The sequence below is a fragment of the Ensifer sp. 38_S197 genome (assembly GCF_056924495.1).
On record NZ_JBXOVZ010000002.1, the window covers coordinates 337,586 to 353,321 of the forward strand.

Sequence of the window (15,736 nt, forward strand, 5' to 3'; positions counted from 1 at the left end):
AGGGTCTCAGGCGATGACGCGCAACGGGCCCGTCGATTGGCGGATGCGCATTTCCGGCTTGATCAGATGGATGCCGTCGGGTTCGTGGCTGCCGGAAAGCTTGTCGAGGAGCGCGCGGGCAGCACTGCGGCCGACATCGGCCTGGCCGTTCCAGACGGTGGTGAGCGCCGGCGTGGCGATCGACGCTTCTTCGAGATCGTCGTAGCCGGTAACCGAAATATCGACGCCGGGCACGAGGCCGGCGCGGGCGATGCCGTTCATCATGCCGATCGCCACCAGATCGTTCCAGCACACGACCGCCGTCGGTTTTTGCGGCAGGGAGAGCAGATGCACCGCCGCCTCGAAACCGCCCTGCTTCGTGCGGGGGCCGGGAATGCGCAGTTCCGGATCGACCTCGATATTGGCCTTGCGCAGCGCGTTGACATAGCCCTGATAGCGGTCGCGCCCGGTCGAGGTCTGGTCGGTGCCACCGACCATGGCGATGCAGCGATGGCCGAGGCCGATCAGGTGGTTGGTGGCAAGCGAGATGCCGTAGGCGTCGTCGCCGCGGAAAATCGGCACGTCCACGCCCTCGATCGAGCGGGCGATCAGGATTGCCGGCATGCCGTTGTCCTCGGCAAGCTGGATGTCCTCCAATGGCGTGCCGATCGCCGGCGACATGATCACGCCGTCTCCGCCGAGCTGCAGCAGCGTCTCGATGAAGTCGCGTTGCTTTTCGACCGAGTCATAGTGGTTGGAGAGAATGAAGGTCTGCTTGTCACGGTCGAGCTCGGCCTCGATCGCTTTCAGGATTTCCCCGTAGAACGGGTTCATGATGTCGTGCACGACGACGCCGATAATGCCTGAGCGGGATGTTCTGAGACTGGCGGCGCGGCGGTTGTAGATATAGCCGAGCGCGCGCGCCTGTTCCTTGATCTTGTCGCGAGTGACGGTGGCGACCAAAGGACTGTCGCGCAGGGCCAGGGATACCGTTGCCGTCGATAGACCAAGTGTTTCAGCGATCGTCGAAAGCTTGACCTTTTGCGCCACGATGCCCCCTGTAAGCCCTGTTTCGCCCCCGGCCACATCAACCCCACAATCCAATCCGAATGAGGTTGTTGCGGCATGCCTTGCGGCACTCTTTCGTACGTCTCAGTGGACGCACGCGTGCCATAAATTTAAATCCCTATTTAAACTGTTTAAATCGCCACGGCAATATGCGGCGAACAAGGTGGGTCAGTCGGCGGCCCGGGCGGCCTGGAGATTGCTGTCGACTGCGCGCAGCAGTTTCATCAGGGTACGCACCTGCTTCTCCGTCAGGCCGCGTGTCGCGAGCTTCTCCGAATGCTGGCCGGCTTCGGCGATGATCTGCAGACGGTTGCGGCCGGGTTCGGTGAGATAGACCTTGGTGAGCCGCGCATCGTCCTCGTCCGGCCGGCGCTCGAGGAAGCCCTGCGCCTCCATGCGGCCGATCGTGCGGGTCATGGTCGGCGCCTTGACCCCGAGCCTGGCGGCAAGGCCACCCGCGGTCATGCCGTCGGTTTCGGCCAGCGCCAGCATCACGCCGTCCTGTCCGGCGTAGAGACCACTTTCGAGCAAATTACGGGAAAGTACGGTGCGCATGGACCGCGCAGCCTGGACAAGGATAGCGGCAAGATCATGCGGCTCTGCCAGGAGCTCGTCCTTCTTCTTGCCGTTCTTGCCTTTCTTTTCGGCCTTGTTCTTCTTGCCCATTGGACCTCCTGCCGAATCTCTGCGTCGAACACTTATAACAATACAGCTTGCGATTACGAACTGTATGACTCAAATAACAATTTTACGACAATTGACGTGGAGGATCGAAGAGAAATGTCGATGCCTGAACCGCGATGGCAGGACAATCCGGCCGACCTTCCGGAGGGCGCCCGCCGTGACTGGATTGCCGTGCTGCCGCTCGGCGCCCATGAACAGCATGGCCCTCACCTGCCCTTCGAAACCGACACGCTGATTGCCGAGGGCATCGTCTCCCGCACGATCGCGGCGCTCCCCGCCGACCTGCCCGTGACTTTCCTGCCGACCGAACCGGTCGGCTACTCGATCGAACACATGGATGTGGCCGGCAGCCGAACCCTTGCCTATGGCGAAGCGGTCGAGCGCTGGCTCGGCATTGCCGGCGCTCTTCATAGGCAAGGCATCCGCAAATTCGCGATGCTGAACGCCCATGGCGGCAACTCGCCGTTGATGACGATCGTCGCCACCGAAGCGCGCATGCGCTTCAATATGCTGGCCGTCGCAACGAGCTGGACCCGTTTCGGTCAACCGGACGGCTGGATCAGGCCGGAGGACAAGGCGCTGGACATCCACGGCGGCGATATCGAGACGTCGGCCATGCTGGCGCTTCATCCGGACAAGGTCGACATGGCGAAGGCGTCCGATTTCCGCTCCCGCCAGGAGGAATTTGCAGAGCGCTTCAAGCATCTGCGCGCCTACGGCCCGCATGCCTTCGGCTGGAAGATGCGCGACCTCAACGCAGCGGGTGTTGCCGGAAATGCCGCCGCCGCCACGGCAGCACGGGGTGATGTCTTGATCGCCCATGCGGTCAAAGGCTTTATCGAACTGCTGGAAGACATGAGGGATTTCGATCCGGTCGACCTCGACTGAGGACGAAGGCGGCGGTCCGGCAAACACTTTGTTTGCGGTTTTGCGTTATCACGAGCGCGAAACGGAAGGGCAGAACCCCATGGCGAAGATCGTTGCGCTCGGCGCCTATTTCTACCAGGCCGTCATCGCCTTCGGGCTGCTGATCGTCGTCGCCCATTGGCTGGCGCCGGCCGACTATGCCAGCTACTCGCTGTTTATCTCCATCTGCCAGTTCGCGGCGATCGCCGCCTTCGAATGGGTGCGCTTTGCCTGCACACGCTTCTACCCGGGACCAGACGCGGAGAGCGAAGCGGCGGAACGACACACAATCCTGATCGAGGCCGTGGCCTGCGCCGCCCTGTGCCTGATCGCGGCGGGCACGTCCCTGCTCTTCGGTGTGCCGCCCGTCGTGGCGCTTGTCGGCGGTCTGGTCTCGATTGCGCAAGGCGGCAGCGACCTGCACCTGACCATGCTGCGTTTCCGTCAGGACTTTCGCGCCTTCTCGGTGCTGCAGGGATCCCGCGCCACCATTCTTGCCGCGGGCACCGTGGCCGGAGCGCTGATTTCGCCAAGCTTCCTTTCGACCGTTACCGGTCTTTTCGCCGGCTACGCTGCCTATGGGTTGCTTGCATTCCTGCTCTCGCGCCGCGCGGTCATGCGCCCGGCGGCCGCGCTCGACGGTGGCCGTTTCCGCAAGCATCTTGTCTATGGCAGCGTCTCCGCCGGGGCCGCCACCGCCGCCATGTTCGCGCCCCTGGCGCTGAAGGCGATCCTCACCTCGGCGCTCGGCGCGACAGGCGCCGCCGGCGCCCTGCTCGCGCTCGACCTGCTGCAACGCCCATTCGTGCTCATCGTTTCAGCCCTCCAGGCGATCCAGTATCCGGAGATCGTCGCCGCGCATGACCGCGCCGGCGACGGCTCGGGCCTGGCCCGACAACTCGGGCGATATTACGCGCTGCTGACGAGCTTCGCGCTGATGATGGCAGCCGGCATCTTCGCCGTCCTTCTGCCCGCTGCCTGGCTTGTCGTCAGCCCGGATCTGCAGCGAGGTTTCCTCGCCACCGCACCGGCCATCATCGTGCTTTCGCTTGTTCGCACACTGACGCAGATCATGCTGCCGACGCCATTGCATCTAAGGCAACGTCTGGCGCTGATCCTGCTGCTCGCCGTTGCCGACTGCGTGCTTCTGAGCCTTGGAGCACTGGCAGCCCTGATGCTCGCGGGGGCAGACGATGCGGCACTCGCCTGGGGCAGCGCCGTCGGCGCGGTCCTCGCCGCTCTGCTCGGCCTCCGCCTGATGTCCTCGCTCGCATTCGACTTCTCCTGGCCACCCGTGCTCTTCGCCGCCGCAGGACTTGGTGCGGCCGTTCTGGCCTTCTCCCTCTCCGGTGAAACCGGCTACGTCACGATCGGTGCCGGCATTGTCTCCGGCGGCCTGCTCTGCCTGCTCGCGCTCAACCAGTTGCGGCTGATGATGCGGGCGCCGGGACCCAGCGCAGCCTAGCCGCCTAGAAGATAGGCGCTAAGAAAAACTGCACGAATTTCCGGTTAGATCGCGCCGAAAAGAGCGGAGAGCGTCCCATGAACATCGTCGTCGGCATAGCGACCGCGGGCCGCCGCGAGGTCCTCTCCGAAACCCTGCTGCACCTTACGCGGCAGACGCGGCTGCCGGACGCCATCCTCATCTGCCCAAGCACGGCGGAGGACGTCGACGAAGCCGGCATCGGCGCGCTGTCTTTGGAGATCCGTATCGTCGCCGGCAACAAGGGCTCAAGCGCACAGCGCAACGCCATCCTCGACCATGCGAAAACCGCCGACCTGATCGTCTTTTTCGACGACGATTTCCTGCCGCGCAGCGATTTTCTCGCCGAGGCGGCAGGACTGTTCGAGCGCGAGGCGGATGTCGTCGTGGCGACCGGCCTGGTTCTCGCCGACGGCATTCATGGCCCGGGCATATCGATTGCCGATGCCAGAGCGATCCTCGACGCGGATCCCGGCGCTCGGCCGGACGATATCGCGCAGCCGGCCTTTAACGCCTATGGCTGCAACATGGTCTTCCGCGTTTCGGCGATCGCCGCCGAACGCACTCGCTTCGACGAGCGGCTGCCGCTCTATGGCTGGCAAGAGGACGTCGACTTCTGCCGGCGTCTGGCTTCGCACGGCCGGATCGTGAAATCGCCTGCGCTCCGCGGCGTCCATCTCGGCAACAAGCGCGGCCGTACCTCGGGCCTACGCTTCGGCTACTCACAGGTCGCCAATCCGCTCTATCTGCGCAACAAGGGCACTGTCGGCCTTAAATGGGCGCTGCGCCTGATGGGCGGCAACATTGCCGCCAACGTCCTGGGCAGCCTCAAACCACAGGGCCTGGTCGATCGCCGCGGCCGCCTCAAGGGCAACCTGATTGCCCTTGGTGATTTTGTCCGCGGTCGGCTGGACCCCCTGCGCGTTCTCGATCTCTGACGTCCCGCGCAGAACGGATCATCCCTGCCGCGCGGCCAGCATGTTGAGCAGCACCACGGCGCTTCCCTCCCAGGAAAAGCGCTTGGCATTGTCGAAGCCGGAACGCCGCAACGCCCGGCGAAGAGCTTCGTCGGCAGAGATCGTCCGCATCGCTTCGACCAAGGTCTCCGTCTTCACGGGATCGAAGTAGCGCACCGCATCGCCACAGGCCTCGCGGACCGGCGGGATATCGGCCGCAAGAACCGGACACCCTTGCGTCATCGCTTCGAGCGGTGGAATGCCGAAGCCTTCGTAGAGGCTCGGAAAGACGAAGGCGACGGCGCGCCGCTGCAGCCCGGCGATCTCCTCGTCCGTCAGGCGGCCCGGAAAAATCAGGTTGCCCTTCGACGTCGGCGCGACGTCGCGAAACACCGTCGGATCGGTCCCGCCCACGACGACGAGCTTGTGGTTGCCGGCGCCAAGGGCCTCGAAGGCGCGGACTGCGAACTCGACGTTCTTGTTGGGCTTCAGCGTGCCGACGAGCAGGAAGAACGGCGTGTCGCCAAGCCCCAGCCGCTCGATGATCCCCTCGTCCGGCCGCAGCGCTGCGAAATGGTCCGTGGCATTGTAGATCACGTCGATGCCGGCGGCCGGCACGCGGAAGACGTCGGCGAGTTCCTGGCGCGAAAAGTTCGAGACCGTTCCGATCTTCGCCCGCCGCGTGAGAAGGTAGCCGAGCGTCCCGTGGAACAGCCGGTAGCCGCGGCCGAACGAGGCTGGGTGGCGAAACAAGGTGACGTCATGGATCACCACCATCTGGTCGCCGTGCAATACCGGACCGCTGCCGCCGAAACCGATGAGCGTGTCGCGCCGCGCCCGCCAGTAGAGCGCTCCCTGCTCCCAGACATGGCCCGGACCCGAGCCGAAAGACTCGACCGAGATCGCCTTCAAACCGAGGTCGTCAACCGTCTTGCCCGGTATCAGCAGCCGCCAGCGCACTCCCTTCAGGCCATGCGGCACCTGGCCGGAAGCAATGCGTGCGTCAAGCGCCCGGGTCATCTCGCGGGCAAAGCGCTGCACGCCGGTAAGCGGCTGGGTCAGGAACCGGCCGTTGATGGAAATCGTCTTCACCTGCGCACCCCTACGATGTGGCGCGCACTCTCGCCGATTTTGATGAAAGGAGGGTTATCGGGTGCTCCGGCGACCACAGCCTTGCGGCCGGCAAAATCGTCAACGCCATTTGCGCATCGCCGCTGCATCTCCTATATGAAACGCGACATGGATGCCTGCCTGCCGCATCCGGAAATCCCAGAGGTTCCCATGACCGAAACATCCCCGCAGAAGCCGATCCCCGTCACCGTGCTCACCGGCTATCTCGGCGCCGGCAAGACGACGCTCCTGAACCGCATTCTCAGCGAGAACCATGGCCGCAAATACGCTGTCATCGTCAACGAGTTCGGCGAGATCGGCATCGACAACGACCTGATCGTGGAGTCCGACGAGGAAATCTACGAAATGAACAACGGTTGCGTCTGCTGCACCGTGCGCGGCGATCTGATCCGCGTGGTGGAGGGCCTGATGCGCCGCCCCGGCCGTTTCGACGCGATCATCGTCGAGACCACGGGCCTTGCCGATCCGGTACCGGTTGCCCAGACCTTCTTCATGGACGACGACGTGCGCGCCAAGACCGAGCTCGACGCCGTCGTTGCACTCGTTGACGCCAAGCACCTGCCGCTCCGCCTGAAGGACAGCCGCGAGGCCGAAGACCAGATCGCCTTTGCCGACGTCGTGCTGCTCAACAAGACCGACCTCGTTACGCCTGAGGAACTGGAGCGCATCGAAGCGACCGTGCGCGTCATCAATCCCTCGGCGCGCATCTACCGCACGCAACGCTCCGACATCGATTTGGCGAAGGTCCTCGACCAGGGCGCATTCAATCTCGAAAAGGCGCTGGAAAACGATCCGCACTTCCTCGACCAGGACGAGCACGACCATGATCACGTCTGTGGTCCGGACTGCGATCACGACCATCACCACCATCATGATCACGATCACCACCACCATGATCATGACCACGATCACGACCATCATCACCACGATCACGCGCCCTCGCCGATCCACGACGTGACGGTGCAGTCGATCTCGCTGCGCGGCGGCGAGATGAACCCCGACCGCTTCTTCCCCTGGATCCAGAAGATCACCCAGACGGACGGCCCGAACATCCTGCGCCTGAAGGGCATCATCGCTTTTGCCGGCGATGCCGAGCGTTACGTCGTCCAGGGCGTGCACATGATCATCGAGGGCGACCACCAGCGCGCCTGGAAGGATGGCGAGAAGCGCGAGAGCCGCCTCGTCTTCATCGGCCGCGATCTCGACCGTGAAAAGCTCGAGCGCACCTTTAAGGCATGCGAGGCGCAGCCGAACTGATGCCGACCGTCGCTCCTCTCGATCTCGAAGGTCACGTCGTCGGCGTGGCCTTTCTCAAAGGCGTCCCCTTCTTCGCCGAAGCCATTGGTGCCGTTCACCGCCTCGACCTCGGCCACAAGACGACGGAGGTCCACGAGGGACTGCTGTCGCTCGTCGTCGACGAGGCGAACGATACGCTGCTGACCGGCGGCGAAGACGGCAAGGTGATGCGTACGGCCGCCGACGGCACCACCTCGCTGGTCGCCGAAGCACCACGCAAGTGGATCGCGCAAGTTGCCGCGGGCCCGCAAGGCGCCGTCGCCTATGCCTATGGCAAGTCCACCCATGTGCGTCTCGCCGATGGCACGACGAAGGAATTCGCCGAGGAGCGCACCGTCGAGGGTCTCGCCTTCGCGCCGAAGGGTCTGCGCATTGCCGTCGCCCGTTATAATGGCGTCTCGATGCACTGGGTCGGAACCTCGGGACAGCCGATCGATCTGGAATGGAAGGGCGCCCACACCGGCGTGACCTTCTCGCCCGATGGCCGTTTCCTCGTGACGACGATGCAGGAAAACGCGCTGCATGGCTGGAAGCTCGATGCCAAGGCCGGTACAGAGGCGCGCCACATGCGCATGACCGGCTATCCGGCCAAGGTCAAGTCGCTCTCCTGGTCGGCCAAGGGCAAGTGGCTGGCCTCCTCGGGTGCGCCGGCGGCCATCGTCTGGCCCTTCCAGGGCAAGGATGGACCGATGGGCAAGGCACCGCTGGAACTCGGCACCCGCGCCGACATCATGGTGACCTCGGTCTGCTGTCATCCGGCCGAAGACATCGTCGCCATCGGTTATCAGGACGGCATGATCCTCGGCGCCCGCTTTGCCGACAGCAAGGAAGTGCTGCTGCGCCGCCCGGGCAAGGGCGCCATCACCGCCATGGCCTGGAACAAGGACGGCCGCCAGCTCGCCTTCGGTTCGGCCGAGGGTGACTGCGGCGTCGTCGATATCGCGGGATAACAGGCGAACAATGACCGCAGGCGCCGAAGCTCCACTCTATGCTGGCTCGACCGTTGTGCCGCTGGCGGACGGCGAGGTCTGGAACCTCATCCGCGCGGAAGCCCGAGCGCTCGCGGTGCGCGAACCGGTCATGGCGCAAACGTTGCGGCTGATCACCGAGGCCCGGTCGGATGCGGCGGTGCTCGCAGCCGTTCTCGCCAATCGGCTTTCCGTCGCCCGCGTCGACGAACGATCGCTGGCACAGTTGCTTTCGGATGTTTTCCAAGCGGACGCCGACGCTCTCACCGCCACCGAGGCGGACCTTCAGGCGGTGATGGAGCGCGATCCGGCCTGCCCGGGTCTGTTGCATGTCCTCCTCAACCTCAAGGGCTTTCAGGCGCTACAGGCCTATCGTGCCGCCCATCGGCTCTGGATCGACGGCCGCAGGGACGTCGCCAACTGGCTCTCGAACCTCGCCTCGCTCGTCTTCGGCCCCGATATCCACCCGGCCGCCCGGATCGGCCGTGCAGTCATGCTCGACCACGGTTCCGGCATCGTTATCGGCGAGACCTCGGTCATCGAGGACCAGGTCTCGATCCTTCAGAACGTCACGCTCGGCGGCACCGGCAAGGAAACCGGCGACCGGCATCCGAAGATCCGCCGCGGCGTCATGATCGGCGCCGGCGCCAAGATCCTCGGCAACATCGAGGTCGGCGCATTCAGCAAGATCGCGGCAGGCAGTGTGGTGTTGAAACCCGTCCCGCCGCGCACAACGGTCGCGGGCGTCCCGGCAACCGTCGTGCGCATTCACCGCGTCGACGAGGTACCAGCAGCGGAGATGGACCAGACGATCGTCTGATCCATGACGCCGGAGGTACCGCTGCGGATCGGCGCTTTCGTTTCTGTGCGCCCTGAGATAACTGGAGTAACCGACACCAGAAATCTCGACCGCTTCGATCCGGACCTCCGATGAGCATCGCCTCCCCGCCCTCCGCGCCAGGCTCCATCATACCAGCCACCGTGTGGCTGCTGGGTTTCGTCAGCATGCTCATGGATATCTCCTCGGAGATGGTCCAAACGCCGCTGCCGCTCTACCTCGTCAGCGGTTGGAGCGTCCGCTGCTATGATCGGGCTGATCGAGGGCCTGTCCGTCGCCGTTGCGACCGTGACGAAATTCACGGCGCGAGTTTCAGGCTGCGCAAGTCCCTCGACACGGTCGGGGACTTCGTCGGCCCATTGGTCGCGATCGCGACGCTTGTGACCGACACCGCGCCCGCCGATCTGCGCGGCAGCGCCTTCGGCCTGTTCAACCGGATGACCGGGGCAGCCGTCGTCGTTGCTAATCTCGCCGCCGGCCTGCTGTGGGACGGATACGGCGCGGCCGCGACCTTCGTGATGGGTGCGGTTTTCAGTTCCATCGCGCTGATCGCCCTTCCGCTGCTGCCAAGGAGCGATCGGTAACAACAGCCAAGCTCAAGCGGGAGCCGGGATGATCCGGCTCTCACCAGCGCGGCGGGCACGTACATGAAGGCGGCTGCGACGAGCCCCTGCAGGATCGCGCCTGCCCTGACCGCGCCAGCGCGGCGTCACCATTCGAGTTCAAGTTGAGGAAGCCCGTTCGAGGTTTTTTCGATCGTCCTTCCCGTCTCGTCCACCGTCGCGGTCACCCGCTGGCGAAAAGCGGAAAAGCTCTCGAAGGTGACGACATCGACCGGTTCGTCGAATTTCATCGTCAGGCGATACCGCCCGGGCTGCGCCGTCAGCGCCTGCACCGACAGGACCTCGCCTTCGAAGGCCTGGCCGAGATAGCGCCCCTTCACCCGCGAGCCCAGCATCCAGGGATTGAAGGGCGGCCGGTTGCCAAGGGCGGCATGCAGCGTGTTCCAATCGCGATAGCCGTATTGGGCAGCGATCAGCTCGAGCGATCGGGAGTGGCCGATGGTTTCGCCTTCGGATGCAAGGCGGGTGCGCAGGCGTTTCGCCTGGTCTTTCAGGGCAACGAGTGAGGGAAGCGTGGTTGATCCGCGCGTCATGAGAGGGTCTCCTGCAGCGGCATGCATTCCTTGAGATGGGGTCCGCATTGCCACCGGTTCGCATGCCGTTTCGGCTGACCGTGTCTCCAAGAAGGACTTCACCAAAGCATGACGCTCGCGGACGGCAGGGACCTTCACCCTGCCGTCTCCATAGGGGATGCCGGCTGTGCTGTCAAACTCGGCCCGGAAAACCGGCGATCACGCGAGCGCAGAAGAGGATTGCACACGCGCAAAAGCTGTGGGACGACTACGGCACGGAAGACGCAGGGAGGATATCATGACCGAGATGACGATATTCGCATTCGCGCTGGTTGCCTTCATCGGCATCGCGACGCCAGGCCCCACGGTCCTGCTCGCACTCACCAACGGCTCGCGCTATGGCGTAAGGCGCGCGACCGCCGGCATGATCGGTGCGGTCCTCTCCGATTTCGTGCTGATCGGTGCGGTCGCACTCGGTCTTGGGGCGCTCCTCTCCGCCTCCGAATTCTGGTTCACCGTCGTCAAATGGCTGGGTGCGGCCTATCTCGCCTTTCTCGGCATCATGCTGTTGCGGTCGAAAGGCTCGATCCAGGTCGCAACTGAGGCAAGCGGCTCCGGGCATCCCGTTTCCTCTGTCGCCATCTTCCTCAAGAGCTTCCTCGTCGCGGTGACCAATCCCAAGGGCTACCTGTTCTTCACCGCCTTCTTGCCGCAGTTCATCGACGCCGCCGCGCCGCAAGCGCCGCAATATGCCATCCTGGCACTCGTCTTTGCCTCGGTCGATCTTGCCGTGATGTTCGGTTATGCGCTGCTCGGTGCACAGGCCACGGCCTTCCTCAAGCAATCCGGCGCCGTGTGGCTCGACCGGCTATGCGGCGGCGCGCTACTGGCCCTCGCCGGTTCGCTCGCCCTCTATCGCCGCGCGACCGCCTGAGATGCGGCTCCGCCAAGCCGCACTTGTCGACAGCAAGCTTGCCTCCGTCTGCTCTAGTCAGTCTTTTCGCCGGACACCCTAGCGTCGCGTCGACCAGCCGAACCAGATCGCTACCGCCGCCAGCAGCAGTGCGAGGCCGCGGCGCACCAAGCGTTCGCGTGAGGGGGAACTCAGGACCGGCTCCAATGCGCCCGCCAGAAGCACGATCGCGGCATGCACCGCGGTCGCGACGCCGACATAGATTGCCGCAAGCGTCAGGTTCTGTGGCAATAGCGGCCGGGCATCGTCAACGAAGGTCGGCAGGACGGTGACGAAAAACAGGGCCGCCTTCGGATTGAGCAGATTGGTGATCAGGCCGCGCCGGAAATAGAAGGATGCGGGCTTGCCGCTCGGACCGGCCTCTTCCCCATCGCCGTACCAGGCATCGAAGGCGAGATAGAGCAGGAAGCCGACCCCGGCCCAGCGAAGTGCTGCATAGAGCATGTCCGACTGGCCGACGAACTCGGCAACCCCGAAGGACGCGGCGAAGCCCACGAGTGCCAGACCGAGCGCCACGCCGGCGACCGTCGCGATGCCGGGCCGACGCCCTTCCGAGGCCGCAACCATGGCGAGATAGGCCATGTTCGGTCCCGGTGTCAGTTCGATGATGAAAGATGTCAGCAGAAAGGGCAGCAGGGTCGCTGCCCCGAGAATGAACGGATCCATGCGCGAGGTTTCCATCCGCGTACAACGAGGCCTTGTGCGCAAGCACAGGCCAGCGAAGCCGCGTTGTCAAGGCAGATCACGAATTCATCGGAAGAGAGCGCCCGCCCCATGGAGCGACTGCCCCTCACCGATCGCATCGGACCAGCGAGGGAGCAGCGAAAGATCCGCCTCCGCAGGGTTGGAGGCGGAAAGAGGGGCTCAGGCAGCGCGGCGGACCGGCGGCATAGCGAGCTTGCGGCCGCTGGCGACGATCATGCCGGCAGCGCCTTCGAGCCAGTTGTCCTTGAGCTCGAGCGCCAGGAACCGATTGCGCTCGAACGGGCCGGGCATGACGAGATGCTGGGTGCGGCCCGCAAAAAAGCCGAAGCGCTCGTAATAGGCCGCATCGCCGACGAGCAGGATCGCGCCGTGGCCGCGGTTCTTGGCCTCTTCGATCGCCGCCCGCATCAGCATGCCGCCGATGCCTTTGCCCTCGTGCGCCGGATCGACGGCGAGCGGACCGAGCAGCAGCGCCGGCACGGCGTGGCCTTCGCGGCTGACGCCGGCTTCGACGTTCCAGAGACGTACCGTGCCGATCACGTGACCGTCGATGTCACGCGCGACGAAGGCGAGGCCTTCAGCCGGCAGCCGACCGCTGCGCAGCTTTTCCGACGACTTGCGGCGACGCTCCGGCCCCATGGCACGGTCGAGCAGGTTCTCGCGAGCGACGACGTCGCCCGGATTTTCGGCATCGATTACAAATGTGGTGGGCGCGAAGAATGCGCGCAGGGCGTCAACAACAGCGGCCATCGGGGCCTCCCGTCATCAAAACCGCTTCAGGCGGACCGAACGAAAATTGTGAGATGGCGCTCCCGTCCCAGGACGGGAGCAAGCCGGATCAGATCACATAGGCCTTCAGCGGCTCGAAGCCGTTGAAGGCGACGGCCGAATAGGTCGTCGTATAGGCGCCGGTGCCTTCGATCAGAACCTCGTCGCCGATCGAAAGCGTGATCGGCAGCGGATACATGTTCTTCTCATAGAGCACGTCGGCCGAATCGCAGGTCGGGCCGGCGAGCACGCAAGGCTCCATATCATCGGCATCGCGCGCCGTGCGGATCGGGTAGCGGATCGCCTCGTCCATGGTTTCCGCGAGGCCGCCGAACTTGCCGATGTCGAGGAACACCCAGCGATGGGCGTCGTTGTCCGACTTCTTCGACACGAGAACGACTTCCGCCTTGATCACGCCGGCATTGCCGACCATGCCGCGACCGGGCTCGATGATGGTCTCCGGGATGTTGTTGCCGAAGTGCTTCTTCAGCGCGCCGAAGATCGCCTGGCCGTAGGCTTCCGCCGTCGGGACGTCCTTCAGGTACTTCGTCGGGAAGCCGCCACCCATGTTGACCATCTTCAGCTCGATGCCGCGCTTGGCAAGCTGAACGAAGACGCGCTTGGCATCCGAGAGAGCCGCATCCCAGGCGTCGAGCTTCGTCATCTGCGAACCGACATGGAACGAGACGCCGTAGGAGACGAGGCCGTGCTGATGGGCGTAGACGAGAACGTCGACGGCCATCTGCGGGACGCAGCCGAACTTGCGCGACAGCGGCCATTCGGCGCCTTCGCCATTGGTCAGCACGCGGCAGAACACGCGGGCGCCGGGGGCTGCACGCGCAATCTTCTCGACTTCCTCGTGGCTGTCGACCGCGAACAGGTTGACCCCAAGCGCATGGGCGCGGGCAATGTCGCGCTCCTTCTTGATGGTGTTGCCATAAGAAATGCGGCTCGGGGTCGCACCGGCATCAAGCGCCATTTCGATTTCAGCGACGGACGCGCAATCGAAAGAGGAGCCGAGACCGGCGAGAAGGCGCAGGATTTCCGGCGCCGGGTTGGCCTTGACGGCATAGTAGATCGAGCTGTCGGGCAGCGCGTGGCGGAAGGCCTTGAAGTTGTCGCGCACGACGTCGAGGTCGACAACGAGGCACGGACCTTCGGGTCGTCGGGTGTTGATGAAGTCGATAATGCGTGCGGTGGTCATGGCCATATTCCCCTGATCCAAAATACTCCGCTTTCACGGAGGACAAAGGGCATACGCGCACATGCGCTGGAACCAGCCGGTGGAGACCCCGGAACCATGCATGCGCTCGATGCGCGAACGGTGAACCAAAGCCCGCCTAGGCTTCAATTCGGCTTTGTCTGCCATGGATTGGAGGGGATAACCCAACCGCACTTCCGGCAATGAAGGTGTGCCTCTTCAGTAACCCCGGCTGTTGGAGAGCCGGCAGACACCAGAAAGGCCCGCACCGTCGTTGCTTCAAGATGTCCTCGCATTTCCCGGTTGGCCGGAATAGCGACTGGAGGGGTTAGTTCCAGGTACCTTACCGATACCCTCACCTAATCGAGGGTCGGCGGACACCCACAGGCACGTGCGACTTTGGGCAAGGGCGTAGGTAAGAAAAAACCTTGTCGTAATCAAGAGTTTTTTCGCACTGGCAGTTGAATTTTTTCCCATACGGGCAAAATTGCTGGTGTTCACTATCATTGAACGAACTTCGCCAGATCGATCACCGGCGTAAACTATTGAAAAGGCTAATGTTAATAGGAAGCTCGTCAGCGTTCGCTGAAGCCGGTGCAACAGACGCAAGCGACGGACAACCTGGCGCCTGCATCGTCGCGAATGAGAAGCCTTCGACGACGAATCGGCGACGTGCCCCGAGAGCAAGAAAGAAAGACCGCCATGGACACACTCACCCGCATCCGCGCCTTTATCGATGTCGTGGACGCCGAGGGGTTTTCGGCCGCCGCGAGGCGCGTCGGCAAGTCGAAGGCGCTGCTTTCGAAATATGTGCGTGAACTCGAGGACGAGCTCGGCGCGCTGCTGCTCAACCGCACCACGCGGCAGTTCTCGCTGACGGAGGCCGGCCACACCTATTATCGCACGGCATCGGAGATCCTGAAGGAGATCGACAACCTCGCCGATCTCGTGCGCGCCAACAATTCCGACCTGAAAGGGCGGTTGCGCATCACCGCACCGCGCACCTTCGTCGATGCGGAGATCGGCCAGTCGCTCGTGGACTTCGGCAAGCAGCACCCGGAACTTTCACTTGAAATCGTCTCCGACGACCGTTTCGTCGATCTGGTCGAGGAAGGTTTCGACGTCGCCATCCGCATCACGCGGCTGGAGGATTCGACGTTGATCGCGCGCAAGCTCGATGATTTCCAGGTGCTGATCTGCACCGCCCCGGAATTCCTGGATAAATCCGGCCCGATCGAGCACCCGACCGACCTTTCCAAGATCCCCTGCATTCTCGACACCAATGGCCGTTCCTATTCCAATTGGCGCTTCGTCGAGGCCGATGGTTCGGCCTTCACCGTTCCAGTCAGCGGCCCGATCGAGGTCAACAGTCCGCTTGCCGCTTTACGGGCCGCCGTCTCCGGCATGGGCATCGCCGTCATTCCGGACTTCATCGCGCGGCCGAAGATCGCGACAGGCGAACTCGTGACGTTGTTCGACGATTTCCTGCCGCGCGACCGCGGCATCTATGCGATCTATCCGCATCGCCGCTACCTGCCGGCCAAGGTCCGGACCCTGGTCGATTTCCTCCACGCCTGGTTCCGCAGGCCGCACTGACAGAAAGGCCAGCAGCGGATGTGATCGGCAAAGTCCCAATTCCGTCCCA

At 63.9% G+C, this 15,736-nt stretch carries 16 protein-coding genes; 9 read left to right on the forward strand and 7 right to left on the reverse strand.

Annotated elements, in window-relative coordinates; translation table 11 throughout:
* Window positions 1-6: 6 nt before the first annotated feature.
* Window positions 7-1,029 carry a LacI family DNA-binding transcriptional regulator gene (locus AC1Z3V_RS14920; protein ID WP_065375395.1) on the reverse strand — a complete coding sequence of 341 codons (1,023 nt, stop codon included), beginning with the start codon at window positions 1,027-1,029 and terminating at the stop codon, window positions 7-9.
* A 186-nt stretch (window positions 1,030-1,215) separates the two neighbouring features.
* Window positions 1,216-1,713: a MarR family winged helix-turn-helix transcriptional regulator gene (locus tag AC1Z3V_RS14925; RefSeq protein ID WP_483500045.1), complete on the reverse strand. Its 498-nt coding sequence runs from the start codon at window positions 1,711-1,713 to the stop codon at window positions 1,216-1,218.
* Window positions 1,714-1,827: 114 nt separating this feature from the next.
* Here AC1Z3V_RS14925 and AC1Z3V_RS14930 point away from each other — a divergent pair, with 114 nt between their 5' ends.
* The 3 genes from AC1Z3V_RS14930 to AC1Z3V_RS14940 all read left to right on the forward strand — a co-directional run bounded on the left by AC1Z3V_RS14930 (window position 1,828) and on the right by AC1Z3V_RS14940 (window position 5,058).
* The gene (locus AC1Z3V_RS14930; protein WP_483500047.1) at window positions 1,828-2,619 is read left to right on the forward strand and encodes a creatininase family protein; all 792 of its coding nucleotides are present in this window, start codon (window positions 1,828-1,830) and stop codon (window positions 2,617-2,619) included.
* 79 nt (window positions 2,620-2,698) lie between these two features.
* On the forward strand, window positions 2,699-4,102 hold the full coding sequence (locus AC1Z3V_RS14935; RefSeq protein WP_483500049.1) for a polysaccharide biosynthesis protein: 1,404 nt from the start codon (window positions 2,699-2,701) through the stop codon (window positions 4,100-4,102).
* Between the two features lie 77 nt (window positions 4,103-4,179).
* Complete coding sequence (locus AC1Z3V_RS14940; protein WP_483500051.1) at window positions 4,180-5,058, forward strand: glycosyltransferase family 2 protein; 879 nt, start codon at window positions 4,180-4,182, stop codon at window positions 5,056-5,058.
* Between the two features lie 18 nt (window positions 5,059-5,076).
* Here the strand turns inward: AC1Z3V_RS14940 and AC1Z3V_RS14945 are convergent, their stop codons facing one another.
* Entirely contained in the window at window positions 5,077-6,168 is a 1,092-nt protein-coding gene (locus tag AC1Z3V_RS14945) for a glycosyltransferase family 4 protein (RefSeq protein WP_483500053.1), read from the reverse strand.
* Between the two features lie 189 nt (window positions 6,169-6,357).
* On the opposite strand from AC1Z3V_RS14945, the gene AC1Z3V_RS14950 reads away from it, so the two are divergent.
* From AC1Z3V_RS14950 to AC1Z3V_RS14965, 4 genes are all read left to right on the forward strand, one after another.
* Window positions 6,358-7,464 carry a CobW family GTP-binding protein gene (locus AC1Z3V_RS14950; RefSeq protein ID WP_429813139.1) on the forward strand — a complete coding sequence of 369 codons (1,107 nt, stop codon included), beginning with the start codon at window positions 6,358-6,360 and terminating at the stop codon, window positions 7,462-7,464.
* Window positions 7,464-8,453, forward strand: a complete 990-nt coding sequence (locus tag AC1Z3V_RS14955; protein ID WP_483500055.1) for a WD40 repeat domain-containing protein — start codon at window positions 7,464-7,466, stop codon at window positions 8,451-8,453. The genes AC1Z3V_RS14950 and AC1Z3V_RS14955 overlap by 1 nt, the downstream gene beginning before the upstream one ends.
* A gap of 10 nt (window positions 8,454-8,463) precedes the next feature.
* The gene (cysE, locus tag AC1Z3V_RS14960) at window positions 8,464-9,291 is read left to right on the forward strand and encodes a serine O-acetyltransferase (RefSeq protein WP_483500057.1); all 828 of its coding nucleotides are present in this window, start codon (window positions 8,464-8,466) and stop codon (window positions 9,289-9,291) included.
* Between the two features lie 110 nt (window positions 9,292-9,401).
* Complete coding sequence (locus AC1Z3V_RS14965; protein ID WP_483500059.1) at window positions 9,402-9,893, forward strand: hypothetical protein; 492 nt, start codon at window positions 9,402-9,404, stop codon at window positions 9,891-9,893.
* A gap of 125 nt (window positions 9,894-10,018) precedes the next feature.
* Here AC1Z3V_RS14965 and AC1Z3V_RS14970 read toward each other — a convergent pair whose 3' ends face one another.
* The gene (locus tag AC1Z3V_RS14970) at window positions 10,019-10,465 is read right to left on the reverse strand and encodes a glyoxalase superfamily protein (protein ID WP_483500061.1); all 447 of its coding nucleotides are present in this window, start codon (window positions 10,463-10,465) and stop codon (window positions 10,019-10,021) included.
* A 277-nt stretch (window positions 10,466-10,742) separates the two neighbouring features.
* On the opposite strand from AC1Z3V_RS14970, the gene AC1Z3V_RS14975 reads away from it, so the two are divergent.
* A complete protein-coding gene (locus AC1Z3V_RS14975; RefSeq protein WP_483500063.1) occupies window positions 10,743-11,378 on the forward strand; it encodes a LysE family translocator in 636 nt (211 codons plus the stop codon).
* 78 nt (window positions 11,379-11,456) lie between these two features.
* On the opposite strand, the gene AC1Z3V_RS14980 is transcribed toward AC1Z3V_RS14975, so the two are convergent.
* The 3 genes from AC1Z3V_RS14980 to odc2 form a co-directional block, all read right to left on the reverse strand.
* Window positions 11,457-12,083 carry a LysE family translocator gene (locus AC1Z3V_RS14980; protein WP_483500065.1) on the reverse strand — a complete coding sequence of 209 codons (627 nt, stop codon included), beginning with the start codon at window positions 12,081-12,083 and terminating at the stop codon, window positions 11,457-11,459.
* 198 nt (window positions 12,084-12,281) lie between these two features.
* Entirely contained in the window at window positions 12,282-12,872 is a 591-nt protein-coding gene (locus AC1Z3V_RS14985; RefSeq protein ID WP_483500066.1) for a GNAT family N-acetyltransferase, read from the reverse strand.
* An 88-nt stretch (window positions 12,873-12,960) separates the two neighbouring features.
* A complete protein-coding gene (gene odc2, locus AC1Z3V_RS14990) occupies window positions 12,961-14,100 on the reverse strand; it encodes an ornithine/lysine decarboxylase (RefSeq protein ID WP_429813121.1) in 1,140 nt (379 codons plus the stop codon).
* Between the two features lie 693 nt (window positions 14,101-14,793).
* Here odc2 and AC1Z3V_RS14995 point away from each other — a divergent pair.
* On the forward strand, window positions 14,794-15,687 hold the full coding sequence (locus AC1Z3V_RS14995; protein ID WP_429813118.1) for a LysR family transcriptional regulator: 894 nt from the start codon (window positions 14,794-14,796) through the stop codon (window positions 15,685-15,687).
* Window positions 15,688-15,736 lie beyond the last annotated feature (49 nt).

Coding starts and splice junctions, on each gene's coding strand:
- AC1Z3V_RS14925 (WP_483500045.1), bottom strand. CDS start 1,713: ATGGGCAAGAAGAACAAGGCCGAAAAGAAAGGCAAGAACGGCAAGAAG.
- AC1Z3V_RS14930 (WP_483500047.1), top strand. CDS start 1,828: ATGTCGATGCCTGAACCGCGATGGCAGGACAATCCGGCCGACCTTCCG.
- AC1Z3V_RS14935 (WP_483500049.1), top strand. CDS start 2,699: ATGGCGAAGATCGTTGCGCTCGGCGCCTATTTCTACCAGGCCGTCATC.
- AC1Z3V_RS14940 (WP_483500051.1), top strand. CDS start 4,180: ATGAACATCGTCGTCGGCATAGCGACCGCGGGCCGCCGCGAGGTCCTC.
- AC1Z3V_RS14950 (WP_429813139.1), top strand. CDS start 6,358: ATGACCGAAACATCCCCGCAGAAGCCGATCCCCGTCACCGTGCTCACC.
- AC1Z3V_RS14955 (WP_483500055.1), top strand. CDS start 7,464: ATGCCGACCGTCGCTCCTCTCGATCTCGAAGGTCACGTCGTCGGCGTG.
- cysE (WP_483500057.1), top strand. CDS start 8,464: ATGACCGCAGGCGCCGAAGCTCCACTCTATGCTGGCTCGACCGTTGTG.
- AC1Z3V_RS14965 (WP_483500059.1), top strand. CDS start 9,402: ATGAGCATCGCCTCCCCGCCCTCCGCGCCAGGCTCCATCATACCAGCC.
- AC1Z3V_RS14970 (WP_483500061.1), bottom strand. CDS start 10,465: ATGACGCGCGGATCAACCACGCTTCCCTCACTCGTTGCCCTGAAAGAC.
- AC1Z3V_RS14975 (WP_483500063.1), top strand. CDS start 10,743: ATGACCGAGATGACGATATTCGCATTCGCGCTGGTTGCCTTCATCGGC.
- AC1Z3V_RS14980 (WP_483500065.1), bottom strand. CDS start 12,083: ATGGATCCGTTCATTCTCGGGGCAGCGACCCTGCTGCCCTTTCTGCTG.
- AC1Z3V_RS14985 (WP_483500066.1), bottom strand. CDS start 12,872: ATGGCCGCTGTTGTTGACGCCCTGCGCGCATTCTTCGCGCCCACCACA.
- odc2 (WP_429813121.1), bottom strand. CDS start 14,100: ATGGCCATGACCACCGCACGCATTATCGACTTCATCAACACCCGACGA.
- AC1Z3V_RS14995 (WP_429813118.1), top strand. CDS start 14,794: ATGGACACACTCACCCGCATCCGCGCCTTTATCGATGTCGTGGACGCC.